This is a genomic window from Halodurantibacterium flavum (genome assembly GCF_042681825.1).
GTDB lineage: Bacteria > Pseudomonadota > Alphaproteobacteria > Rhodobacterales > Rhodobacteraceae > Halodurantibacterium > Halodurantibacterium flavum.
In genome coordinates this window covers 426,409-449,351 of the sequence record NZ_JBHUGH010000009.1, presented here as the reverse complement: position 1 = coordinate 449,351, position 22,943 = coordinate 426,409, and the positions used below count along the sequence as shown (strand labels likewise).

The 22,943-nt window shown below is 67.0% G+C and carries 23 protein-coding genes, 1 tRNA gene and 1 pseudogene; 10 read left to right on the top strand and 15 right to left on the bottom strand.

The features are described 5' to 3' along the window. Nucleotides 1-46: 46 nt before the first annotated feature. A tRNA-Met gene (locus ACFSGJ_RS12825) sits at nucleotides 47-123 on the top strand. A 576-nt stretch (nucleotides 124-699) separates the two neighbouring features. Here ACFSGJ_RS12825 and ACFSGJ_RS20625 read toward each other — a convergent pair. Beyond that, nucleotides 700-904 (bottom strand): annotated as a pseudogene (locus tag ACFSGJ_RS20625) (IS256 family transposase); the annotation flags it as partial. Nucleotides 905-1,117: 213 nt separating this feature from the next. Here ACFSGJ_RS20625 and ACFSGJ_RS12820 point away from each other — a divergent pair. Then, nucleotides 1,118-1,477: a hypothetical protein gene (locus tag ACFSGJ_RS12820; RefSeq protein WP_390262370.1), complete on the top strand. Its 360-nt coding sequence runs from the start codon at nucleotides 1,118-1,120 to the stop codon at nucleotides 1,475-1,477. A 220-nt stretch (nucleotides 1,478-1,697) separates the two neighbouring features. Here ACFSGJ_RS12820 and ACFSGJ_RS12815 read toward each other — a convergent pair whose 3' ends face one another. Continuing rightward, entirely contained in the window at nucleotides 1,698-1,928 is a 231-nt protein-coding gene (locus tag ACFSGJ_RS12815; RefSeq protein WP_390262367.1) for a hypothetical protein, read from the bottom strand. 653 nt (nucleotides 1,929-2,581) lie between these two features. On the opposite strand from ACFSGJ_RS12815, the gene ACFSGJ_RS12810 reads away from it, so the two are divergent. Continuing rightward, on the top strand, nucleotides 2,582-4,045 hold the full coding sequence (locus ACFSGJ_RS12810) for an FAD-binding oxidoreductase (protein WP_390262364.1): 1,464 nt from the start codon (nucleotides 2,582-2,584) through the stop codon (nucleotides 4,043-4,045). On the opposite strand, the gene ACFSGJ_RS12805 is transcribed toward ACFSGJ_RS12810, so the two are convergent. Beyond that, nucleotides 4,017-4,625 (bottom strand): flavin reductase family protein, encoded by a 609-nt coding sequence (locus tag ACFSGJ_RS12805; RefSeq protein ID WP_390262361.1) that lies wholly within the window; start codon nucleotides 4,623-4,625, stop codon nucleotides 4,017-4,019. The two genes, ACFSGJ_RS12810 and ACFSGJ_RS12805, sit on opposite strands and share 29 nt — an antisense overlap. Nucleotides 4,626-4,713: 88 nt before the next feature. Between ACFSGJ_RS12805 and ACFSGJ_RS12800 the strand changes: the two genes are divergently transcribed. Then, nucleotides 4,714-5,238, top strand: a complete 525-nt coding sequence (locus tag ACFSGJ_RS12800) for a GNAT family N-acetyltransferase (RefSeq protein ID WP_390262358.1) — start codon at nucleotides 4,714-4,716, stop codon at nucleotides 5,236-5,238. Nucleotides 5,239-5,429: 191 nt separating this feature from the next. Here the strand turns inward: ACFSGJ_RS12800 and ptsP are convergent, their stop codons facing one another. The 4 genes from ptsP to ACFSGJ_RS12780 all read right to left on the bottom strand — a co-directional run bounded on the left by ptsP (nucleotide 5,430) and on the right by ACFSGJ_RS12780 (nucleotide 10,137). After that, the gene (gene ptsP, locus ACFSGJ_RS12795; RefSeq protein WP_390262356.1) at nucleotides 5,430-7,673 is read right to left on the bottom strand and encodes a phosphoenolpyruvate--protein phosphotransferase; all 2,244 of its coding nucleotides are present in this window, start codon (nucleotides 7,671-7,673) and stop codon (nucleotides 5,430-5,432) included. Between the two features lie 12 nt (nucleotides 7,674-7,685). Next, nucleotides 7,686-8,945 carry an aspartate kinase gene (locus tag ACFSGJ_RS12790; protein WP_390262353.1) on the bottom strand — a complete coding sequence of 420 codons (1,260 nt, stop codon included), beginning with the start codon at nucleotides 8,943-8,945 and terminating at the stop codon, nucleotides 7,686-7,688. 92 nt (nucleotides 8,946-9,037) lie between these two features. Beyond that, the gene (locus ACFSGJ_RS12785) at nucleotides 9,038-9,691 is read right to left on the bottom strand and encodes an SDR family NAD(P)-dependent oxidoreductase (protein ID WP_390262350.1); all 654 of its coding nucleotides are present in this window, start codon (nucleotides 9,689-9,691) and stop codon (nucleotides 9,038-9,040) included. Nucleotides 9,692-9,702: 11 nt separating this feature from the next. Continuing rightward, nucleotides 9,703-10,137 carry a DUF1178 family protein gene (locus ACFSGJ_RS12780; protein WP_390262390.1) on the bottom strand — a complete coding sequence of 145 codons (435 nt, stop codon included), beginning with the start codon at nucleotides 10,135-10,137 and terminating at the stop codon, nucleotides 9,703-9,705. Between the two features lie 96 nt (nucleotides 10,138-10,233). On the opposite strand from ACFSGJ_RS12780, the gene thpR reads away from it, so the two are divergent. After that, nucleotides 10,234-10,773 carry an RNA 2',3'-cyclic phosphodiesterase gene (gene thpR / locus ACFSGJ_RS12775; protein WP_390262347.1) on the top strand — a complete coding sequence of 180 codons (540 nt, stop codon included), beginning with the start codon at nucleotides 10,234-10,236 and terminating at the stop codon, nucleotides 10,771-10,773. A 178-nt stretch (nucleotides 10,774-10,951) separates the two neighbouring features. Here thpR and ACFSGJ_RS12770 read toward each other — a convergent pair whose 3' ends face one another. The 4 genes from ACFSGJ_RS12770 to ACFSGJ_RS12755 are packed head-to-tail and all read right to left on the bottom strand — an operon-like array spanning nucleotide 10,952 to nucleotide 13,166. Then, nucleotides 10,952-11,272: a YciI family protein gene (locus ACFSGJ_RS12770; protein ID WP_390262344.1), complete on the bottom strand. Its 321-nt coding sequence runs from the start codon at nucleotides 11,270-11,272 to the stop codon at nucleotides 10,952-10,954. Beyond that, nucleotides 11,272-12,111, bottom strand: a complete 840-nt coding sequence (locus ACFSGJ_RS12765; protein WP_390262341.1) for a class III extradiol dioxygenase family protein — start codon at nucleotides 12,109-12,111, stop codon at nucleotides 11,272-11,274. The genes ACFSGJ_RS12770 and ACFSGJ_RS12765 overlap by 1 nt, the downstream gene beginning before the upstream one ends. A 3-nt stretch (nucleotides 12,112-12,114) precedes the next feature. Next, nucleotides 12,115-12,465, bottom strand: a complete 351-nt coding sequence (locus ACFSGJ_RS12760) for an extradiol ring-cleavage dioxygenase (RefSeq protein ID WP_390262338.1) — start codon at nucleotides 12,463-12,465, stop codon at nucleotides 12,115-12,117. Beyond that, nucleotides 12,462-13,166 carry an alpha/beta fold hydrolase gene (locus tag ACFSGJ_RS12755; RefSeq protein ID WP_390262335.1) on the bottom strand — a complete coding sequence of 235 codons (705 nt, stop codon included), beginning with the start codon at nucleotides 13,164-13,166 and terminating at the stop codon, nucleotides 12,462-12,464. Before ACFSGJ_RS12755 ends, ACFSGJ_RS12760 begins: the two co-directional genes overlap by 4 nt. A gap of 258 nt (nucleotides 13,167-13,424) precedes the next feature. Here ACFSGJ_RS12755 and ACFSGJ_RS12750 point away from each other — a divergent pair, with 258 nt between their 5' ends. Next, entirely contained in the window at nucleotides 13,425-14,741 is a 1,317-nt protein-coding gene (locus ACFSGJ_RS12750) for a hypothetical protein (RefSeq protein WP_390262387.1), read from the top strand. Next, nucleotides 14,738-15,655 carry a COG3904 family protein gene (locus ACFSGJ_RS12745; protein ID WP_390262332.1) on the top strand — a complete coding sequence of 306 codons (918 nt, stop codon included), beginning with the start codon at nucleotides 14,738-14,740 and terminating at the stop codon, nucleotides 15,653-15,655. The genes ACFSGJ_RS12750 and ACFSGJ_RS12745 overlap by 4 nt, the downstream gene beginning before the upstream one ends. Here ACFSGJ_RS12745 and ACFSGJ_RS12740 read toward each other — a convergent pair. Together ACFSGJ_RS12740 and ACFSGJ_RS12735 are read right to left on the bottom strand one after the other, a co-directional pair. Then, the gene (locus tag ACFSGJ_RS12740) at nucleotides 15,652-16,272 is read right to left on the bottom strand and encodes a hypothetical protein (protein ID WP_390262330.1); all 621 of its coding nucleotides are present in this window, start codon (nucleotides 16,270-16,272) and stop codon (nucleotides 15,652-15,654) included. The two genes, ACFSGJ_RS12745 and ACFSGJ_RS12740, sit on opposite strands and share 4 nt — an antisense overlap. Nucleotides 16,273-16,312: 40 nt before the next feature. Next, on the bottom strand, nucleotides 16,313-17,485 hold the full coding sequence (locus ACFSGJ_RS12735) for an OpgC family protein (protein WP_390262327.1): 1,173 nt from the start codon (nucleotides 17,483-17,485) through the stop codon (nucleotides 16,313-16,315). 239 nt (nucleotides 17,486-17,724) lie between these two features. On the opposite strand from ACFSGJ_RS12735, the gene ACFSGJ_RS12730 reads away from it, so the two are divergent. Continuing rightward, a complete protein-coding gene (locus ACFSGJ_RS12730) occupies nucleotides 17,725-17,913 on the top strand; it encodes a DUF3008 family protein (RefSeq protein ID WP_390262325.1) in 189 nt (62 codons plus the stop codon). 9 nt (nucleotides 17,914-17,922) lie between these two features. Here the strand turns inward: ACFSGJ_RS12730 and ACFSGJ_RS12725 are convergent, their stop codons facing one another. Together ACFSGJ_RS12725 and ACFSGJ_RS12720 are read right to left on the bottom strand one after the other, a co-directional pair. Beyond that, on the bottom strand, nucleotides 17,923-18,771 hold the full coding sequence (locus ACFSGJ_RS12725; RefSeq protein ID WP_390262323.1) for an alpha/beta fold hydrolase: 849 nt from the start codon (nucleotides 18,769-18,771) through the stop codon (nucleotides 17,923-17,925). Between the two features lie 89 nt (nucleotides 18,772-18,860). Next, on the bottom strand, nucleotides 18,861-19,781 hold the full coding sequence (locus ACFSGJ_RS12720; RefSeq protein WP_465262133.1) for a calcium/sodium antiporter: 921 nt from the start codon (nucleotides 19,779-19,781) through the stop codon (nucleotides 18,861-18,863). 439 nt (nucleotides 19,782-20,220) lie between these two features. Here ACFSGJ_RS12720 and ACFSGJ_RS12715 point away from each other — a divergent pair, with 439 nt between their 5' ends. After that, entirely contained in the window at nucleotides 20,221-21,870 is a 1,650-nt protein-coding gene (locus ACFSGJ_RS12715; protein ID WP_390262318.1) for a histidine kinase N-terminal 7TM domain-containing diguanylate cyclase, read from the top strand. 386 nt (nucleotides 21,871-22,256) lie between these two features. Continuing rightward, nucleotides 22,257-22,937, top strand: a complete 681-nt coding sequence (locus tag ACFSGJ_RS12710) for a hypothetical protein (protein WP_390262316.1) — start codon at nucleotides 22,257-22,259, stop codon at nucleotides 22,935-22,937. Nucleotides 22,938-22,943 lie beyond the last annotated feature (6 nt).

Genomic DNA, 22,943 nt, shown 5'->3' with positions numbered 1-22,943 from the left:
AGAAACAGAACATCTCTCTCACAAAAAAAACAACAAACAATACCAACGCGGGGTGGAGCAGCCCGGTAGCTCGTCAGGCTCATAACCTGAAGGTCGTAGGTTCAAATCCTACCCCCGCAACCAGAATCATAAAACATATCAAATACCTAGAACCCGACCTCAACCGTCGGGCCTTCGGCGTTGCCGTCCCGTCAACGCCTGGTCAACGGTTTACGAGGCCCCCTGCGTGGCCGCACGAGCCCGGAAAGGTCATTCACAGCGCTAGCTCGTAATGCGTGCTGCGACCGCAGCCGTCGCTCTTCCGCAGAGAAGGCCAAGGCCGATCAGCGCGATGTCGCGCTTGTCCGCCGCGCTCCAGCGGCGCCGATGGGAAATGTGATCCAGATCGACGACGCGCGGATCAGGCGCACAGGAGAACGGAATGCGCCGCATTCAAGCGGCGATTGCCGCTGGGGGAATTCAACGACGCGCTGCTCCGCCGTGTCCCTGCGAGTATGGCTGCAGCAATTCGAGAACAAATGCAGGTCGATGAGGCAGCTACCTTGTTGCGACTGGAGGCCGATGGCACCGAGCTGCGCTACGACGTAGACGCGTCCGCTACCGTCTTTCCCGCAAGTCTCCGTAGGGCGCTCCCGGAGCACAACTGCACCAATGAAGGTGACGCGGCTGATCAGATCGGGTGAGACCTTCTGGCCATAGAGACGCTCCGTTCCGGCAGTTCGAATGTCCGGGCGGTGCTTCCTTGCCCTCTTCATAACCCAGTTGCGCGGTCAACTCGGCACCCAGCATCCGCTCCATGAGCCGGATCTTCCGCTCCTTCATCAGCACGGCATCGCCGAGCAGATCCTCAGGCCGTTCCACGCACTTCAAAAAGTTCGTCGAGGATTTCCTTAGAGATCGTCATGCATGCTTCCTTTCAATGAAGCATGAGCCGGATCAGTCATACACAGAAGATCGGACGCTCCCGCTTAATCCCCCTTGAGCAATCGTTCTTTTGCTGCCTTCGTCTTCACGAAGACCGTTCGTATTGGGGAACCGCGCCGGCCCCGCGGCGGTTGGGGCAAAGGACGCAGCCCACCCCGCGGCCCCTTGCATGAACCACCGAAAGGACCGCCCCATGACCACGCCAGAGAACAAGCGCCCATCGGAGCCTCATACGGACCACCACGCGGGCGAGACTTCGGACCGGCTGCGTCATGAAATCGACAACGGCGCAGGGGACAAGGTCGCCTTTTCGGACCCGGCGGCAGCGCCGCTTGGAACTGACGATGAGGCTGCGGGTACCCCGCCCGATCCGGCGCAGATCGCCCGTGCCCGCGCCGCAGAAACCGCCCGCCCCACCACAGCCGAGACGGCCGAACGTGCCGCTGACCGGCGCACGATCCCGGCGCGCCAAGGCGGTATTCCCCGCGCGCCCCTCTGGATGATCGGGGCGGCGGTTGTCGTTGTTCTGCTGCTTGTCTTCGCGATTGCCTGACCGACCGCAGGGCCGCCGTCCTGGCCGGGAAAGTCCTTGCGGGGTTGCTGCCCGGGATTGCTGCGCGTGGAACAGTTGCCCGGGATGCTGCCAGATCATGATGCGCCCCGGCTTGGAGCCGTGGCTCCGGCGGAGTTTGAAGCCGCCGTGGAACGGCGCGCGGGGAAACGCCCCGGCCACTGACCGGGGCGATTCCTATTCCTTCCGATCTAACCCGCCCTTAGTAATTCGCCGGCGGATCGCTGGCGGGAAAGCTCTGGTCCAGCTCCTCATCAAGCTTGTCCCATTGCTTGGGCGGATTGCGCATGTCCTCGCGCCCGGCCTGGCGGACGTCGTTTCCGGCGGCCCGGGCCTGTTCGTCTACCAACCGCTGCAGATGGCGGGACGCCAGATAGCCCAGCCCCACCAGTGTCAAAAGGCGGAACGTGCCGCGCAAAGGTCTGAAGATCATCTCGCACCCTTTTCTGTTCGGCGCCTTGGCGCACGAGTCTGGTTTCAGACGAAACACCGAAGGCACATGCTTCGTTCCCGCCCCATTTGTTCCTGCGCGGTTCGGTCAGCGCCCGCCGTGGCGCAACGCCGCGACGTAGTGGTCCGTCGCCTTCCATTGATTTCTCGGCGGCAGTACTGATACGGGCTCGGAACGTAAGAGGTTTCCCAACCGGAAGCTTCCTGAGCTGCGGTATCAATTGATGAGTCTCGGGGCTCGCAGCTGGCGATGCGAACAATCACTGATAGCGCCAGTGCAGCCTGGGCGGACTAACAGGGCTGTCGGCTCTCGGGGCGGCTGCCCGGACAATGCGGCCCGGAAGCCGACATTATACACATGGCAGGTGAGCCTTTCGAAGGACAGACGGCCACAGGGTGAAACACCGATGGGCGACGTGCATGAAGATGCGTTGCAGGCCGTTTTTCTTGAAGCCAGGACCCGTTTAAGCCAGGACCCCCTTGCCTGGCGGGACAGGGGTGCCTCCGACAACCTTCTGCACGAGATCTGGGATATCGCCCGGATCGGCACCGCGAGCGCCAACGGGTCCCCGGGCGATGCGCTTCGGCTTGCAGGCCCGCGCGCTTTGCGGCAGCAAGGGCGTCAGGAGGAACGAGATGTCCCAGGCCCCAGCCCCCCGCCCGACCGCCGACCTGACGGAGATGCTTGCCACCCGTCTGCCCCGGATCACCCTGCGTCCCGCCGAACCGCGCTATCTGGAAGAGCCGCGCGGCCGCTACAGCGCGCCTTCGGGCATGCTAGCCCTGCCGCGCGATACGGCCGAGGTCGCGCAGATCGTCGCTGCCTGCGGCGAACTGGGCATCGGCATCCTGCCCTATGGCGGGGGCACGGGGCTTGTGGGCGGGCAGGTCGATCAGGGCGGCGCAATGCTGATCCTGTCGCTGGAACGGATGCGCGCCATCCGCGCGATTCATCCGGATGAAAACGTGCTGGTGGCGGAGGCGGGGGCGACGCTTGCCGCGGTGCAGGCGGCGGCGGAAGGCGCGGGGCGGCTGTTTCCGCTGTCGCTGGCGTCAGAGGGGACAGCGCAGATCGGCGGGCTGCTTGCGACCAATGCGGGGGGCGTGAATGTGCTGCGTTATGGCAATGCGCGCGATCTGTGCCTGGGGCTGGAGGCGGTGCTGCCCGACGGGCGCATCTGGCACGGGCTGCGGCGGCTGCGCAAGGACAACACGGGCTATGACCTGCGCAACCTGCTGATCGGGTCCGAGGGCACGCTGGGCATCATCACGGCGGCGAGCCTGCGGCTGTTCCCGCGCCCGGCGCGGCGCGGCGCGGCGATGCTGGTGGTGCCGGACCCCGCGGCGGCGCTTGCGCTGCTGACGCTGGCGGGCGGGCAGATCGGGGCGGGGATCGAGGCGTTCGAGCTGATCGGCGGGGCCGGGCCGGATTTCCTGCGCGAGGTGATGCCGGAGGTCCGCCAGCCCTTTGCGACCGCGCCCGACTGGATGGTGCTGATCGAGCTGGGCCTTGGCCCCGCGCAGGACCCGGCCGAGGCGCTGGAGCAGCTTTTCGTCGCCGCGCATGAGGCGGGTCTGGTCGAGGACGGCGTGATCGCCCAGAGCGAGGCGCAGCGGGCGGAGTTCTGGACGTTGCGGGAATCGATCCCCGAGGCGAACCGCAAGATCGGTGCGGTGTCGAGCCATGACATCGCCGTGCCGCTGTCTTCGGTGCCTGAATTCATTGCGCGGGCGGATGCGGCGCTGGCCGGGATGGGCGACATGCGGATCAACTGCTTTGGCCATCTGGGCGACGGCAACCTGCATTACAACGTCTTTCCCGCAAAAGGCCGCAGCCGCCACGATTATGAGGCGCTGCGCCCGGCGATCAAGGAGGTGGTGCATGACCTCGTGCACGCGCTTGACGGGTCGGTCAGCGCCGAACACGGGATCGGGCGGCTCAAGGTCGCGGATCTGGAACGTTATGGCGACCCGGTAAAGCTGGATGCGATGCGGGCGATCAAGGCCGCGCTCGACCCGGCGGGGATCATGAACCCCGGAGCGGTGCTGCGGGCGGAGCTGCGGACCGGCGTCACCCCTCGCCCGGGCGGGACAGGCTGAAGACCTCGCGCACGACGGCATAGTCGCGATAGCCGCAGCGGGCGAGCGGCCGGAAACGGGTGATGTCGAACCGTCCCTCGACCAGGCAGTCGTCGCGCAGGTGGACGCCCGTCACCTCGCCCAGCACGAGGAAATTCGCGCGCCCCTCCAGCGGGACGATCTGCGTCAGCCGGCATTCGAGCGCAGCCGGCGCGCCCGCGACCCGGGAACAGGCGATGGTGGAACAGGCGGCGCGTTCGATACCGACCAGCACGAATTCATCCACCTCGCGCGGCCAGGGGCCGGAACTGCGGTTCATCGCGTCCCGGGCCGCAAATTCCACGATATTCACGCAGAAGGCGCCGGTTTCGCGGATATTCGACAGGCTGTCCTTGGTGCCGTCGCGATCCTCCTTCGCGCCGGTCGAGGCGAACATGACCTGCGGGGGCGTATAGGCGACCGCGTTGAAGAAGGAATAGGGCGCGAGGTTTTCGGACCCGTCCGCGCCGCGCGTCGAGATCCAGCCGATGGGGCGGGGTGCGACGATGGCGTTGAAGGGGTTGTGGGGCAGCCCGTGGCCGTTCCGGGGTTCATAGAACATCGCGATACCTTGCATGCGGGTTTGCCCCAGACCTAACCCCATGATAGGGGCCTTGCCAGAAGAAACGGGCAGGCGCGGGGGACGGCGGGTGTTCCAGCTGGAAGAGGAAACCAAAAACGACCTCTGGGAGGTCGAGGCCCTCTATGACCATTGTTTCGCGCCGGGCCGCGAGGCGCTGTCGTCCTACCGGCTGCGCGACGGGGTGCCGAAGGTCGCGCCGCTCTGCCTCGTGCTGCGGGACGAGACGCAGACGCTGGCCGCCGCGATCCGTTATTGGCCGGTGCGGGTGGGGGGCGCGCCCGCGCTGCTGCTGGGCCCGGTTGCCGTGCACCCCACCCGGCAGGGCGAGGGGTTGGGGGCGCTTCTGATCCACGAAAGCCTCGCCGAGGCGCGCAGGCTGGGCTGGCGGCGGGTGCTGCTGGTGGGGGATGCGCCCTATTACCGGCGGTTCGGGTTCATCAGGCGCGAAGGGGTCGAGATGCCGCCGCCCACCAACCCCGACCGGGTGCTGGGGTTCGAGCTGGTCGCGGGCGCGTGGCAGGGTGTCACGGGCCCCGTGACGCGGGGCGAGGGGCTCGCCTGCGCGGACGGCCGGCCGACCGATCTGCGCTGAGGGAAGGGGGCGCTGCCGCTGCGGTGAACCGGACCCATCTGCGCCGGGGAAAACTGACTGCCCCGTCGGTCACCCTTGGCGAGGCCAATGCCTGAGAGGCCTGCGGATCGGGTCTGCCGAACGCGCAACCCTCTGACGGGAATCGCTTCGCGGTGCCACGATCATCCCTTGATTGGGCTGCGTCGGCCCCCTCAGCCCTGCCGGACGAGCCAGTCCACGACCGCGCTGCGCACGCTTTGCGCGCCGCTCGCGCGGGCTTCGGCGATGACGGCGCGGGCCTCGCGCAGGTCGACGCGGCGCAGAAGATGCTTGACCGGCCCGATCGAGGCCGGGCGCATCGAGAGCGTCCTGACCCCGGCGGCGGCGATGCAGAGCGCCTCGATCGGGCGGCCCGCATCCTCGCCGCAGAAGGAAAGCGGCGTGTCCACCTCGGCGCAGCGGGCGACGATCTGTTCGATCAGGCTCAGGAAGCTGACATTCAGGCTGTCATACCGGCGGCGGACCCGCTCGTTCTCGCGGTCGGCGGCAAAGAAGAACTGTTTCAGGTCATTGCCGCCGATCGAGATGAAATCGGCCATCTCAAAGAACTGCCGGGGCGCGAAGGCAAGGCTGGGCGTTTCCAGCATCGCGCCGATTTCCACCCGTTCAGGCAGCGGATGGCCCAGCCGCCCCTCGGCATCGAGTGCGCGCAGAACGTGGTCGCGGCCCTGCACGTGTTCCTCGAACTGGGCGACGAAGGGGAACATCAGCGTCAAGGGGCGCCCGTTCGCGGCCCGGATCAGCGCCTGAAGCTGCATCCGCATCACGCCGGGCTTGTCGAGGCCGAGCCGGATCGCGCGCCAGCCCATGGCCGGGTTCGGTTCGTCCTGCGGCTTCATGTAGGGCAGGACCTTGTCCGACCCGATATCGAGCGTGCGGAACACCACCCGCCGCCCGTTCGCCGCATCGAGAACCCGGGCATAGAGCGCCGCGAGCTCGCCGCGCTTGGGGACCTGGTTGCGGATCAGGAACTGAAGCTCGGTCCGGAAAAGGCCGACGCCCTCGGCGCCCGAGCCTTCGAGCGAGGGCAGATCGGCCATAAGCCCCGCGTTCATGTGCAGGCCCACGCGGGTGCCGCAAAGCGTCTCGCACGGCAATCCGCGCAGCGAGGCATAGCGTTCCTGCGCCTTGGCCTGCATCGCGATCTTGTCGCGGAAGGCGGTGGCGACGCTGTCCTCGGGGCGCAGATGGACGACGCCGTTATCGCCATCGACCAGAACCGGATCGCCGTTCAGCGCCTCATCGGTGATCCGGCCCGCATGGATCACCAGCGGAACGGCGAGTGCCCGTGCGACGACTGCGGCATGGGAACCCACCGAACCTTCCTCAAGCACGATGCCCTTGAGGCTGCGGCCATATTCCAGCAGTTCGCCGGGGCCGATATTGCGCGCGACAAGCACGGGATTGGCGGGCATCGCCGCGCCGGTGTCGCCGCCCTGACCGGTCAGGATGCGCAACAGCCGGTTCGACAGATCGTCAAGGTCGTGGAGCCGGTCGCGCAAATAGGCATCGGGCGCCTGTTGCAGGCGGTTTCGGGTGGCGGACTGTTCCTTTTCCACCGCCGCCTCGGCCGAGAGGCCCCGGGCGATGTCCTCTTCCATCCGGCGCATCCAGCCGCGGGAATGGGCGAACATGCGGTAGGTCTGAAGGATCTCCATCTGGTCCTTGTCGGTCACGACGGCCCGGTTGAGCATGTCATCGACCGAAACGCGCAGCTTTTCGATGGCGCTGCGCAGGCGTTCCACCTCAGCCTTTGGGTCGTCGGCGACAAGGTTCGTCACCACGACGCGGGGTTCGTGCAGCCAGACCTGCCCCTCGGCCGCGCCTTCCTGCCCGGTGAGACCGCGAAAGAGCACCGGGTGCTTGTGAGGCGACGGCAGGCTTTCGCCCTCGCCGACGAAGGCGCCCAGTTCGGTCATCTCGGCCAGAACCATGGCGACGACTTCGAGGCCATAGACCTCATCCTCGGAGAATTGCCGGGCCTCGCGCGATTGCACGACCAGAACGCCCAGCCGTTCGCCCAGCCGCTGGATCGGCACGCCGAGGAAGGAGGAATAGATCTCTTCGCCCGTCTCGGGCATGAAGCGGAAGCCGCGTTCCTGCGGGGCGTTGCCGGTGTTGACGGGCGTGGCGGTGCGGGCGACGCGGCCCACGAGCCCCTCGCCCAGACGCATCCGGGTCTTGTGGACGGCCTCGGGGTTCAGCCCCTCGGTCGCGCAAAGCTCAAGCGTGTCCGGGTCGCGGAACAGGTAGATCGAGCACACCTCGGTCCGCATGGAATCGGCAATGAGATGCGTGATCCGGTCAAGCCGTTCCTGACCCGCCCCGGCTTCTGCCAGGGTGTCGCGCAACCGCCGGAGCAGCTTGCGACTTTCGCTTTCGGTTCTTTCGGGCATTGCCCCCCGGCTTCAGCTTGCCTTGTCCAGTTCGAACGCATCATGGAGCGCCTGAACCGCAAGTTCCATATACTTCCTGTCGATCAGCACGGATATCTTGATTTCCGAGGTGGTGATCACCTTGATGTTGATCCCCTCGGAGGCGAGCGCCCGGAACATCCGCGCGGCGACGCCCGCATGGCTGCGCATCCCGATCCCCACGACCGATACCTTGGCGACATCGGTATCCACGACCAGTTCGTCATATTTGATGTCGCCGCGCGCCCGGGCATCGGCCATCGCCTTTTCGGCGCGTTTCACCTGATCCACCGGGCAGGAAAAGGTCATGTCGGTGACCCCGCCCTTGTGGTCGCGGAAATTCTCCTCGGAGATGTTCTGGACGATCATGTCCACGTTCACCCCGGCCTCCGCCAGCGGGCCGAAGATCGCGGCGGCGATACCGGGCCGGTCCTCGACGGTCACAAGGGTCATTTTCGCTTCATCGCGGGAAAAGGCGATGCCCGCCACGGCCTTCGATTCCATGATATCCTCCTCGTCGCAGACAAGCGTGCCGGATGTTTCGTCGCAATCCTCGAAGCTGGAGAGAACCCGCAGCTTGACCTTGTAGCGCATCGCCAGTTCGACCGAACGGGTCTGCAGCACCTTGGCGCCGAGGCTGGCAAGTTCCAGCATCTCCTCAAAGGCGATGCGGTCGAGCTTGCGGGCCTTCGAGGTGATGCGCGGGTCGGTGGTATAGACGCCGTCCACATCGGTATAGATGTCGCAGCGCTCGGCCCCGAAGGCGGCCGCAAAGGCCACGGCCGTGGTGTCCGACCCGCCGCGGCCCAGCGTGGTGATCCGCCCCTCGGGCGAGACGCCCTGAAAGCCCGCGACGACGGCAACCTTCATGCCTTCGGCGAATTTCTGGTCGATATTGGCGCGCGGGATGTCGAGGAACCGCGCCGCGCCGTGGGCGCTGGTGGTCAGGATCGGCACCTGCCAGCCCTGCCAGCTGCGCGCGGGGATGTCCATTTCCTGCAGCGTCAGCGCCATCAGGCCGGCGGTCACGTTCTCGCCCGAGGACACGACGGCATCGTATTCGCGCGCGTCGTAAAACGGCGAGGTCTCGTTCACCCAGCCCACGAGTTCATTGGTCTTGCCCGACATGGCCGAGACGATGACGATGACGTCATAGCCGCGTTCGACCTCGCGCCGGACCTTCAGGGCGGCATTCTTGATCCGCCCGAGATCGGCCACCGAGGTGCCGCCGAATTTCATCACGAGTACCGGCATGGGCATCCTCCGGGCAGCCAGCAGAACCGTGCGCTTCCTACGGTATGGGCGGGGCGCTTGCAAGGTGCCGCTTTTGGGGGCGGCGGGCCGTTTCAGAAGGGGACGGGCGTACCGTCATAGGCCAGAAAGCGGCCGGTCGTGTCGGGGGCAAGTTCCTCGAACCGGGCGATCAGGCCCGCCGTGGCCGTTTCCAGGTCGATCTCGGCCGCCGCGCCACCCATGTCGGTGCGCACCCAGCCGGGGTGATAGATGCCGACCGCGATCCCGTCGGGCTTCAGGTCGGTGGCAAGGTTCCGCCCGAGGTTCAGCGCCGCCGCCTTGCTGGCGCGATAGATGTAGGAGCCGCCGGGCGCCCGGGTATCGGACCCCATGGCCGAGGCGATGATGGCGATACGCCCCCGCGCCGCGCGGAGGTTCGGTAAAAGCGCCTGTACCGTCAGAAAGACGCCCGTGACGTTCACCGCAAAGGCATCGGCCCAGTCGGTGGCGGCGAACCCGTCCCCGAGCCGCTGGCCCTTGTCCGGGTAGATGCCCGCGTTGCAGACCAGAAGCGACAGGGGCTGCCCGCCAAGCGCCAGCGCCATTTCCCGATGCGCCGCCGGGTCGCGCACATCGAGCGAGAGCCAGGCGCCGTGATCGGGCGCGGGACCACGGCAGGTTCCGATGACCTCTTGCCCCTGTGCCAGATAGGCGTCGCGCAGGCCGCGCCCGATACCGCGGGCCGCCCCCGTGATGAGAATGGTCATCCTTGCGCCTTTCAGTTGAGCTTGCGTTGCGGCAGGAAGGGCAGGGGGGCGACGGGCACGCCCTCTTCCAGCAGGGCCTTGGCCTCTTCCAGCTTTGCCTCGCCATGGATGGGGCGGCTGGGGGCCTCGCCGGAGTGCATCGCCCGGGCCTCGGCGGCGAAGTTCATGCCGACGTAATCCGAGTTCGCCTCGATATGACGGCGGAGCGCGGCGAGCGCCTCCTGCCTCGGGTCCGGTGCGGGGACGGGCAAGGGTCCGGCTTCGGCCGGCGGCACCTTCTCCGAGGTGCTGACCGCCGGGGCCATCAGCGCCTTATCCACGCGGATGCTGCCGCAGGACGGGCAGGTCAGCTGCCCCTGCGAGCGCAGAGTGTCGAAGGCATTTCCTGACTGGAACCAGCTTTCGAACGCATGGTCGTTCGCGCATTTCAGGGTAAAGCGGATCATCTCTGGACCTTTGGGCTTTGTCATTCAAATATCTGTTTCGCGGCCGGGATCAAGTCCGCCTGTCCCTGCCATGTGACGCCGAGATGAGGAACCGCTGTGATACGCGCCTTTGTCGCCCTCGACCTGCCGCAGGTGCTTCGCAGCCGCCTCGCCATCCTGTCGCAGATGCTGCCCCTGCCGCGGCGCGAGCCGGAAGAGAACTATCACCTCACGCTCTGTTTCCTGGGCGAGGTGCCCGAACCCTTGCTGGAGGATGTGCATTATGCGCTGGAAGGGATGCGGGCGGGCGCCGTAGATCTGCGGCTGAGCGGGGTGGACAGCTTTGGCGATGATCGCCCGCGGCTGGTCTATGCCGGGGTCGCCCCGGATGACGCGCTGGCCGCGCTGCAAAAGAAGGTCGTGACGGCGGTCCGGCGCGCGGGCTGCGAGCTGGAGCGGCGCCGGTTCGTGCCGCATGTGACGCTGGGCCGCTTTGCCCCCGAGGCGGCGGATCTGCCGCGCCTGCGGGCGGCGATGGTGCAGATGGCGGGGTTCGGCACCGATCCGGTGCGGATCGAGGAACTGACCCTTTTCCAGTCGCATTTGGGACGGGGCGGTGCGCATTACGAACCGCTTGCTCGCTATCCGCTCCATTAGGCATCCGCTGACAGGATTGGCCCAGCGGATGCGCGGTCCCAAGGCGAAATCCGCAGATAGTGAACCGCTCCACCCGGCCCGCGCATCAGCATCTCCACAACTGCGGCGCGACGCATGTTCGCGTTCCAAGGCCCGCGCCCGAGGGGCAGCGTGTGGCAATCCCGGAGGGACTCGAAGCTTACAGCCGCGGGCTCATGGGGTTTGCGATACGGTCGGCCTGAAAGGTGTCGGGCAGGGGGGTGAGATCGATCTGGGCGACGATGCCCGCCTTGTGAAAGGGGTCGCCCTCGGCGAAGGCGCGGGCGGTGGCAAGGTCGGGGGCCTCCAGCACGCCGAAGTTTCCGACCGAGGCGCCATCGGGGCCCAGAAGCGCCGAGCCGATCAGGACCGAGACGCGCCCCTCGCCGCCCGAACCGACCCAGGCGCGATGCGCGGGCCGGTGGGTGTCGCGGGCGGCGTCTTGACCGGGGCGATGCAGACAACGCATGAGGACGAACATCAGGCGTTTTCCAGCACGACCATGCCGGCGCCGGTCATCGAGGCGGGGGCATGGTAATGTTTGTGCACGAGGTTCACGCGCGCATCCATCGCGCCGCGCATCACCAGCCACATGATGAGTTCCGCGCCTTCCGAACCGAATTGCTCCACATAGTCCTCGCGGGTCATGTTGCGGTAATGCTCGGGGTCGTTGGCGATCCCGTCGAGCCAGGCGAGATCGGCCTCGCGGTTGATGAAACCCGCGCGCGCGCCCTGAAGCTGATGCGAGAGGCCGCCGGTGCCGAGGATCACGACCCGCTCGTCGCCCGGCCAGCTTTCGATCGCCTCGCGCAGGACGCGGCCCATGTCCCAGCACCGCTGCGGGGTGGGGATCGGATACTGGATCGTGTTGACCCAGACGGGCACGACCTTGACCGGCCATGCCTCGGGGCGGCCGAAGAAAAGCTCCATCGGGACCTGAAGCCCGTGATCGACGTCGATTTCCCGACAGACGAGCGGGTCGAAATGGCGTTCCACCAGCTTGTCCACGAAATGCCACGAGAGATCCTGCGCGCCCTTGAATTCGGGGATCGCGCGGGGGCCCCAGCCTTCGTCAACGGGTTTGTAGGTTTCCGCGACGCCCACGGCAAAGGTCGGCACGCGGTCGAGGAAGAAGCTGTTGCCGTGATCGTTGAAGATCACCACCGCCACATCGGGTTTCGCCGCGCGCATCCAGTCCTTGCCCACCTCATAGCCATCGAAGAAGGGCTTCCAGTCCGCGCTGTCGCGTAACCCGCGATCAAGCGCCACGCCGATCGAGGGAACGTGGCTGGTGCCCAGCCCGCCGATGATTTGCGCCATGTGTCAGACCTTTCCCAGTCGCTGGGCGAGAAACGCCCCATGTTCCATGCCCGCCTGCGCCGCGCCGATCTGCGTGATCGGCACCGGATCGACGGCCGAGATTTTCAGGATGAAGAAGAGATTGCCGCCCAGGCGGACCATTTCATGCCAGTCACGGGCCATGACGGCGGCCTTTTCCTCGGTCGAGAGGCCGAAGCGGTCGAGATAGGCCTCTTCGTTGTCGCGGAAGGCGTCGCGATTGGCGGGTTCGCCAAGGGCCATCGCCATCTTGTTCATGCGATAGCCCCGGATCGAGGCGTCGCGGTCGAAAAGGGGCGTGTCGGGGATCGCCCCCTTGGGCGCAGGATGTGTCATGCGGGAACCTTTCGTGTGATCCAGTCCATGGCGGCGGCGACCACGGCTTCGGGCCGTTCGACGGGCGCGAAGTGGCCGGCATTGTCGATGAGGGCGAGTTCTGCATCGGGAATGCGGTCGGCCATTTCCTGATGCTGGGCGGCGGGGCTCCACCCGTCCTGCCGCCCGGTGAGCAGAAGGACAGGGCAAGGGATCGCGCCCAGATGCGGCATCGCGTCGGGCCGGTCCAGAAGGGCGCGGATCTGGCGTTCATGCTGGTCGGGGGTGGCCGCCAGCACCATCGCGCGCAGGTCCGCCACAAGGGCCGCATCATCGGTCCGGGCGGGGTCGAGCATCGGCGGCAGCCACTGGTCGGTCAGCCGGTCCATGCCGGAATGGCCAAGCTCGATCATCGCCTGACGTTTCGGCTCCTCACCCTCACGCCGGGAATTGTGGCCGGTATTGGCGAGGATGAGGCCGCGCATCCGGTCCGGGGCGATCCGGGCCATTTCCTGTGCGATCCGTCCGCCCATCGAATGGCCTGCAAGCAGAAGGTCGCCGTCGATGAGGGACAGGAGCCGTTCCGCCGCGCCGGTGATCGAGGTCATCGCCCGCAGGTCGGCATCGTGGAGCGCGACGGCATCGGGCAGGGCGCGCGCGAGCGGGCGCCAGACGCGGGCGTCCGAGACGAGGCCGGGGATGAGAACGGCGGTGAGCGGCATCGGACCTCCCTTCCGTGCATACATTGAAGCGGGCATATAGCGTTCAAATGGCGAAAACAAGGGATATTTTGCCACTGATGCATACATTGCTGCAGCGCGGGGCTGCCGCATAGTTGATTTGTGGCTTTTTCCGACCCACAGCATAGTCTTTCGCTGATGCCGGGCGGCCGGCGCGGGTGCGGGAACAGGGACGACAAGATGGCAGAAGCCTGGGACGGTGAGGGTCGCAAGGGGGACGGGGCGGAGCATTCCGCCGACATGCGCGCCAATGCGCGGGGGCTGCGCAACGCGCGCGAGCTTGAGGGGCATGTGGCCTGGCTCGACGCGATCACGGGGCCGGCGCTCGGGGTGCTCGCCGTCGCCTCGGGGATCTATACCTATCTGGGCGTCTCGTCGCTGCTGGTCGATAACGGCGGCTGGACGGTGCTGGCGGCGATGGCCTATTCGATTGCCGTTTCGGTCGCGATCTTTGTCTTCTGGTCCTATCTGCTGCGCATCCTGCCGGCGGTGCGGACGGGGGCGGCACGAGTCGGGCTGATGCTGTCGATGGGGCTCGGATCGCTGGCCATCATCGCGATGTCGTCCTGGCTGAACGCGGCGGCGCTGGCGGGGGCGGCGGCGGTCGAACAGCATCTGGCGCGCACCGTGCAGGACTATCAGTCGAGCCTGGAGCGGACCAATGCCATCGCGCTGGCGGCGCAGGGCCTGCAGCTCGATGTGGCGCGGGTGCGGCAATCGTTCGAGGATCTGTCGGAACAGGAGGCGAGCGGCGATCTGTCGGGGCTGGCCGGGCGGGGTGCGGTCTTTCGCGTGCTGCGGCAGAAATCGGCGGAACTGCTGGCGCTGGAAAACCAGATCGCGGAACAGGGGCCGCAGGTGGAGCGGGCTTTTGCGGAAGGCAACGCGATCCTGAGCCGGATGCGGGCGCTGACGGTGGAGCCGGGACCGGTCGAGGCACGCTCGGTCGAGTTTTCCGAAGAGGCGGTGCGGCTGGCGGGGCTGATCGCGCAGTTGCGGCAGTTGTCGGTCGCGCCCCTTGTGCAGCGGGCGGCGCAGGATCTGGCGGCCTCGGTCGTGCTGCCGGATCTGGACGGGCGGAGTGCGGCGGCGCGCAGCGATCAGGCGGCAACCATCGATTCCGTCATGGCCGTGCTGGGCCAGCGGGCCGCGACCCTGACCCGCGCCGCCGAAGAGGTGCTGGCGATGCAGGCCCCGGCCGAGACGGTCTATACACCGATCTCGACCGCGGATGCGGTGATCCTTTATGCTGGGAATTTCGTGCCGAGCTGGGCCGGCGCCATCGCCATCGACCTGTTGCCGGCGGTTCTGGTCCTGATCCTTGCGGTGACGCAGGGCGCGATCCGGGGGGCGCGGGGCGACAGCCGGACCGAGGACATGATGACCGTGGCCGAGATGCGCCGCGCGGTCGCCGCCTGGCGGGCGCTGGAACGCGACGAGGCCGAGGCCGCGGCGCCCCCGCGCGCCGCCAGGCCTGTCGCGCCTGAATTCCCGTCCGAGGCCGGGGGCCGGGTCGAGCCGCTGAAACCCGGAATGGGGCCGGGGATCGGGCGATGAGCGCCACGGAGACCGTGGAGGGGGCCGGAGGGATTGCGGGCTCCGGGGCTGCGGGTTCCGGTGCGGCGGAGGCTCCGCCCGCGCGGGCCGCCAAACCGCGTGCGCCGCGTCAGCGCAGGCCGATGACCGCCGCGCGGGGCATAAGGCTCATGTTGGGGGTGCAGATCGCGCTGGGGGCGGTCCTGTTGATGGGTGACGCGCTGCCGGGGCTGATGCGGGCGACGAGCCCGGCGCCCGCGCTCGACCAGCCGGTGGTGCCGGGGGACCAGACCCGCCGTTACCAGACCCCGCGCCGCCCTGGCCTGCCGTTTCAGGCGCCCGGCGCCGACCGGATGCCCACGCGCCTGCAATGGGAGGTTTCGGGCAGCCGTATGACGCTGGAAGGCGGGATCGCCCCGGGTGACGCGACCCGGCTGGCCGAGGCACTGGAGGCGATGGACCCCGCGCCCGAACTGGTCGCGCTGAACAGCCCCGGCGGGTCGGTTTTCGATGCGCTGGAAATCGGACGGCGGTTGCGTGCGATCGGAGCGGATACCGCGGTGGGCGATGGCGGGATCTGCCTGTCGGCCTGTCCCTATATGCTCGCCGGTGGGGTGGAACGGGCGGTGGACCCCGGCGCACGGGTGGGCGTGCATCAGCATTATTATGGCGAGAACACCTTTCTGCCGGTCTTCATGGCCGTCGAGGATATCCAGCGGGGGCAGGGCGAGGTGATGGCCTTTCTGGAGGAGATGGAGATCGACCTGAGGCTGATGCGCCCCTCGTTGCTGACGCCGCCGCAGGAGATCTATATTCTCATGCCCGAGGAACTGACCGATTACCGGCTGGCGACGCGGATCGGGGGTATCACGGCCGAAGGGGCGGCCGAGGGCACTCGTGAAGGTGAGGGCACTCGCGAAGGTACTGGCGGCTAGAGCCGTTCGGCCATCTCGCGCTGGAGCCTGCGGCGGACGAAGAACGACCGGATCTGATGCGTGCGCAGGTCGTTCGGGCGGACGCGCGGGGCGCCGTTGGGGGTGCTGGTGTCGGCCACGATGTCAAAGCTGCGTTCGGCGGCCACCAGCGTGGCGGTCGAGGCGGTCCAGCCGATCACGAGAACCCGAAGCTCGCGCAGGTCGGATTCCGCCAGCGGTGCGCCGGTCGCGTTGCGGGCGCGGGCGATCAGCGTGTCGAAGGCGCCGATATCATGCGATTGGGCGGCGCGCAGCGGGCCCTGATTGGTGGCAGAGGCGGGGGTGTTCAGATCCTCGCGCGGAACCTCGTTGCATTCGGTGACGGCGGCGCGGTGCTGCTGGTCGCCCGCCCCCACGGTCAGGAGGATGTCGGAGATGTAGATCGGCTCCATCCCCAGATTGGCTACGAAACAACGGGCGCCAAGGCCCCGCCCCGCGCCGATGCTGATCAGGATCTCGGTCCGGCGCTGGCGCAGATAGGTCATCAGGAAAAGCTGCAGGTAGACGACCCACACCAGAAGCGTGAGCACCGAGGCGAGCGGGCTGATCCAGCCCGCGTTATCGGCGATCCAGTTCATGGGGTCTGCTTCACGCTATTAACGTCATGCGGGTGCAGGGTCATGCGGGGCGCTGGCGGGCCAGACGGCCCTCGCGCCAGATCGCGGGCAGGGGCATCAGCATCAGGACCACAAGCGCGAGCATCGTGCGCTGTGCCACGGTCAGCGGCCCCATCTGCGCATCGAACCAGCGCGCGGCATAGACCAGCACGACATGCCATGCATAGATCTGGAGCGAGTGGCGCCCCACCATCCGCAGCGGCGCGAACATGAAGAGCGCCCGGAGCCAGCCGGCGATCTTCCGTATCCAGCCCTGCGCGGCGCGGGGGCCCGCGACCACCAGCCAAGTGAGCAGCGCGGCGACGCCCACGAAGTTCACCAGATAGACCAGACCGAAGGCCGATCGCACCTCCATCGGGCCGAAGCGGCGCGCGACCTCTTCCGGCATGAAGCCATGGGCGGTGGCGAGGCGCAGCGGCAGGAAGAAAAGCACGATCAGAAGCGCGCAGAGCGGCAGCACCGGGTCACGCGGGTCAAAGACCCGGTTCCAGTCGATCCGCCGCAGCACGGTCAGCGTGCCGAGGACGGTGCCGGTCACAAAGACGATCTGCCAGCCCATCGGGTTGAAGCTGACGCGCACCCCCTGATCGTCCGAGGCGCGCAGTGCCTCGCTGACCGCGGGGATGACCGCACGCGCGAGGCCAAGCTGCGCCGCGACCCATAAAAGAACCGAGACGGTCATCACCAGCGCCCATTTGCCGTCGATCACCAGCCGGATCACCAGGGGCGAGACGGCGAGGTAGATGATGTATTGCGGCAGGATGTCCATGAAGGTCGGCTGAAAGAACAGCGTCGCGATCGCGATCAGGCGTTCCGGTTCCATCGCGCCGGCCGTGCCGATCCAGTTGCGGAAGGCGATGACGCCGCCGGGCAGATAGTCGCGCGCAAGGATCGCGAGCGCGATCAGGCCCATGGCATAAAGGTAAAGCTCGAACACGCGCTTGTTGATGCTGGCGCGTACGGCGCTGGTGCCCTTGCGCTCCATCCGGCGGGCCTGGATGAGACCGATCAGGAAGCCCGAGAGAAAGACGAAGCCCTGCGCGTCCTCGACGAACATGAACTGGCGATGGTTAATCTCCACCAGCCACAGCCCGCCCTGAAGGACGAGATGGTTGAGGGTCATGAAGAGGAGAAAATACCCTCTCATGCCGTCCAGGATCTCCAGACGCTGCATCACGCGCTCCGTTCTTTTTGTCGGGCTTATGGTGCGGGAACGGAAAAAACGGCAATCCGGTTCCGTTGATGCTGCCGTTTGCGGCGGTTGGCCGCGCAAGGGGGCAGGCGGGCAGCCGGATTTCCGCCCATGGCCCCGTCCGGCGCGGTCACATTTGCCGGAGCCGGGCGGGGGTCTGGACCTTGCCGGGTGGGCGCGACGTTGAGGATCTGAGTTTTGGTCCGGAGAGGAGGACAATCATGCCGGCGAAATCCAAGGCACAGCAAAAGGCGGCGGGGGCGGCGCTGGCCGCCAAGCGCGGCGACGCGAAGAAGAGCGACCTGAAAGGCGCGTCAAAAAGCATGGAGAAATCCATGAGCGAAAGCGAGCTGCGCGACATGGCTTCGACCAGCCGCAAGGGCAAGCCGGAGCACAAGAGCAAGGGCTAGGGATGGCCCTCAGGGGTTGGCCTGTCGCGCGTGGTGGGCGATCCGCCCGGCGATCCGGGGAAGAAGGGGCGCGGGAAGTTCGTGCCCCGCGCCGGTCAGCACCTCGATCATGGCGCCGGGAATGTTGCCTGCAAGGGCCTGGCCGTTTTCTGAGGGAAGCACCGGGTCGTCCGAGCCATGGATCACCAGAACCGGGCAGCGGAAGTCGCGGAACCGGCCGGTCCAGTCCTTCTCGCCGCCAAGGCTCGCATGGTTGAACATGCTGGGCAGGCTGCTGGTGCGTGCGAGGATGCGGTCGATCCGATCCTCCTCGGCCGCCCTGTCGAACGGGTAGGCGCGACCGGCACAGAGTTCGCGTGTTCGGAGAAGGAAGGACCTGACCGCCGCGAGGTCGTCCCAGTCGAGCGTCGCGAGCCCGCCGAAATGGGCAAGGATGTCATCGGACATATGCGGCAGTGCCGGGCTGTCCCAGCCCAGCGGTTCCGAGGCGATGAGGGTCAGCGACAGAACCCGGGCCGGATCGGTGACCGCGAGCATCTGCGCCAGATAACCCCCCAGCGACATGCCCACGAGATGCGCCCGCGCCAACCCATGGCCATCGAGAACGGCGCGCGCGTCGGCGGCCAGATCCTCGACCGTGTAGCGCGCCGTGCCGGGGGGCAGGGTGGTCGAGCCGCCGGTGTCGCGGTGGTCGTAGCGGATGACGTGAAACCCGTGCCCGGCAAGCATCGTGCAGAAATCGTCGGGCCAGCCCAACATGGATTCCGTCGCGCCCATGATCAAAAGCATCGCCGGATCGCCGGGATGGCCGAAACTTTCCGTGGCCAGTCGCTGGCCGTTCGCCGCTACCACGCGCATCTGCGCCCCTACCGCGTTTGGGCTATGGTGCCGGACTTGCCCGTGGATGCCAAGCCTTGCTGGGCGAAAAGGTCAATCCCGGCCTCGCATCATCCCTGCGCGATCCAGATATAGGCGGCATAGGCCACCAGCATCGCGACGCCCATGCCCCGTCCGACCGAGGGCCGCAGCAGCAGGAGCGCCGTCAGCGCGCCCGACACGACGATCATCACCGGCAGGTCGAGCGTGAGGAAGCGCGGCTCGACCGGAACCGGGGCGATCACGGCCGTGAGCCCGAGGATGCCCAGCACGTTGAAGATGTTGGAGCCCACCACGTTGCCGATGGCGATTTCCGACTGGCGGCGCAGGGCGGCGATGAGCGAAGTCGCAAGTTCCGGAAGCGAGGTGCCCACGGCGACGATGGTGAGGCCGATGAACGCCTCGGACGCGCCGAGATCGCGCGCGATCGCGACCGCCCCGTCCACCAGAAACCGCGCGCCAAAAACCAGCGCCAAAAGCCCTGCACCCACCCAGAAAAGCGAGGCGGCTAGGCCGGGGGGCGGGGTATCGTCGGGGGCGGGGTCTTCGCCGGGGTGGCGATAGGCGTGGATCAGATAGGCCGCGAGACCCGCCAGCAGCAAGAGGCCCGCGGGCCGCGCGATCATGCCCATCGCGAAGACGGGGACCAGCACGATTGCCGCCGCCATCATCACGGCGGTATCGCGCCGCAGGGTCGAACCGGCGACGCGGATCGGCCAGATCAGCGCCGAAAGCCCGAGGATCAGCAGGATGTTCGCGATGTTCGAGCCGACGATATTGCCGATCGCGATGGCAGGAACGCCGCGCATCGCCGCATCGACGGACACCAGAAGCTCGGGGGTGGAGGTGCCGAAGCCCACCACGGTGAGCCCGATCAGCAGGGGCGGCAGTGCCATGCGCCGCGCGATTCCCACGGCGCCCCGCACGAGGAATTCGCCGCCTGCAAAGAGGCCGATCAGTCCGGCCAGCACGAGAATGTAGTCCAAGATCACGTCATCCGGGCCGGGGATACGACCGTCCGAGCAACTTGTGCTGTCGCGGTCGCCGCCGCAAGGGGGCAGGGGTGTGCGGGGCGAAAAGTTTCGCCGGAAAGTTCCACAGCGAAGGTTCACGGGCGCGGCTGTCCTGTTGCGGCAACGGCGTTTCCCGAGGGTCCACGCAGAGACCTCGGGCCCATAAGGAGAGGCCACCGCGCCCGGTCGCAGGCCCTCGGTTTTTCCGGCCGTTTCTGCCGAAGAATCCGGCAGACGCTCGGGCGGGCCCCGGACGATCCCGGGCGGCCGCGCAATAAAAGATCGGATTGACCGCTTCCGGGACAAAAATGGTTGAAAATTGCCGCTCGTCCCGGCAACAGCAACACGATGGCGGTATTTTCCAGCGAATGATTTTCCGGATGCGACGACGGGCGGGACGCCGACGCAGGAGTTGTGATTGATCGAGTGTTTCCTGCCAGCCCGGTTCGAGGCGCCCGCGGCCCTTGCCGCCACCATCATGCTCGGCATGGCGCTGCTGGCGCGCTGGATCGCGAACCAGCCCTTTTTCTACGGGCGCGCGGGCTTCCTGCTGACCATCGTCGCGGTGGTCTGGTGGCTGGCCACGCTGACGCTGGAGGTCGCGTCCGACACGCTCGACTGCAAGGTCTTCTGGTCCTCGGCAGCCTGGATCGCGATTGCGGTGATTCCCACAAGCTGGATGTTCTTCATCCTCGACTATGCCTTCAGCCGCAGGTCGGCCTATGGGCCGGGCCGAGTGCTGTTTCTGGTGGTGCCGCCGGTCCTTGCAACATTGGTCACCGCAACGAACCCGGTGCACCTGCTTTTCTACGGACCCGGGACGCATCTGGTCGAAACCGCGATCGGCCCCGCCGCCTATATGGATCACGGGCCGCTTTTTCATCTGGCGGCGATCTATCTCTATATCCCGCTGGTGGTCAGCGTCGGGGTCGTTCTCTACGCGGCCTTCCGGACGGTCAGCGCGTTCCGCAGCCATTTCCTGCTGCTCTTTTTCATCACCATCGGCCCGGTGATCGCGAATATCGCCTATATCGTCTTTGACGTGACGGTGATGCAGCTCGACCCGACGCCGTTCCTGTTCGCGCTGGTCCTTGTGCTGCTGACCTGGCTGATCTTTTCCAGCCGGATGTTCGACATCACCTCGGTCGCGCGGGCGGTGCTGTTCGACAAGATGCCGAACCCGGTGCTGATCCTCGACGAGAACGAGGTGGTGGTGGGCGCCAATCCGGCGGCGCTGGCGCTGCCGGGGGCGGCCTCGGGGCGGATCGGGGCACCGGTCGCGAAATGGCCGCTGATCGCCGCGGCGCTGCGTGATGCGCGCGACAGCGACCGGCCGGGCCGGCGCGGCGAGCTGCAGATCGGCGGCCGGTTCTATCAGTTGCAGCAGATGGCGATGGACCGGCCCTTGCAGACCACGGGGCAGGCCGGGCAGGTGCTGCTGCTGGTCGAGGTGACCGAGGCCCGCCGCCATACCCGCCGGCTGGAAGACACGCTGCAGGAAAACGAGCGCCGGCTGGCCGAGAACATGGCCCTGCGCGAAAGGCTGGAGCAGCTGGTGAACCGCGACCCGCTGACCGGGCTTTACAACCGCCGCGCGGTTCCGGGCTACTTCGACGCCTTCCGCGACGGGCCGGGCGGCGACGAGGGGGGCGGCTGTGTTACCGTGACGCTGGCGGTGATCGACCTTGACCATTTCAAGGCGTTCAACGACCGCCATGGCCATGCCGAGGGGGACAGGCTGCTGCGGTCCTTCGGGCAGATCCTGGCACGCGCCGTGGACAGCACCTGCCCGATCTTCCGCGTGGGCGGCGAGGAATTTCTGGTGATGTTCCCCGATTTCGCCCCCACCGTCGCCCGGGCGGCGCTGGAAAAGGCCCAGGTCAAGCTCTCGGCCGAACATCCCGGTGGCGGCCCGGACGGGCAGGGCGCCGTCACCTTCTCGGCCGGGATCGCAACCTGGCCCGAAGATGGCGAGGAATTCGAGGCGGTCTTTGCCGCCGCCGATGGCCGGCTTTATGCGGGCAAGGCGCAGGGGCGGAACCGAATCGTGCCCGCTGCGGGGGTGTGACCCCTGCCAAGCGCTGGGAATCCTGCGTAATTCGGATGCCACTGCAATGCGGAACTGTCATCCGCGCGCAACAGGTGGGCGGTCCTGTTGGAGAACCTTGTTACATAGACGTTAGAGTTCTTGACCGGAGGCGAATGCCGAAGTTAAGGACGAAATTAGGGGATTCCGCGCGTTTTTCATGCGCATCCGTCCCCCTGTGACCATCAGCCATCAAGGTTGGACCCAAAGCAATCCGAAGGACGGTGAGTCCTCCTCCGGAACCAGACGTGTTGACCAGTTTGACCGCGTGTTCCCGCAAACGGTCGTCAGAGTTGCCTGAGACGCCCCATGCTGGCAGGCTGGGGAAAAACGAGGTGAGGTGGGTTGTGAGCAAAGGACGGAACCGGATGGGAACAGCCTGGCTGCGCGGGTCCTGGGTCGTGGGCGCGATGGGCGTTCTGCTTGCGGGTTGCGGGGATTTCTCGGTCCGGCCGATGACGGTCCGGTCGCCCTTTCAGGCCATCCAGCAGACATCCGAGGAAACGCAGCAATATGTGGTCGTGCCCGAGGCGCGGTCCTGGGTGCGGGCGCCCGAGAGCCTGATCACCATCGAACGGGTGGTGGGCGCCGATGGCGAGCAGCGTATCGCGCTGGAAAACAACACCTCGCTGCGGGGCGACAACTTTCTGTGGCTGCGGGCGCGGGCGCCGGGACGGTCCACCGCTCCGCTGCGCCTGTCGGAGTTTCTGGAGCGCACGGGCGGCGCGCCCTATCCCTTCACCCAGATCCGGGACGGCGACCTGAGTTCGGGTGAGGACAGTCTTGGCCCCTATGTTTGGGCCGAGCAGCGGTCGGGCGTCAACACGATCTGCGTTCTGGGCCTGCGCCGGATCACGCAGGCCGGACGGGTGATGCCGCAGGGCACGACGGTGATCGACGTGATGATGCGCAACTGTGTCGAGGGCACGCCGGCGCAGGCGCTGGCTCCGCTGCGGGATGAACGGCTGGCCTATTTCCCGGCCACCTCGGGCAATCTGCGTGCCAGCGGCAACCGCAACCTGTCGCCGCTTGCAGCGCCGCTGCCCTGACCCCAA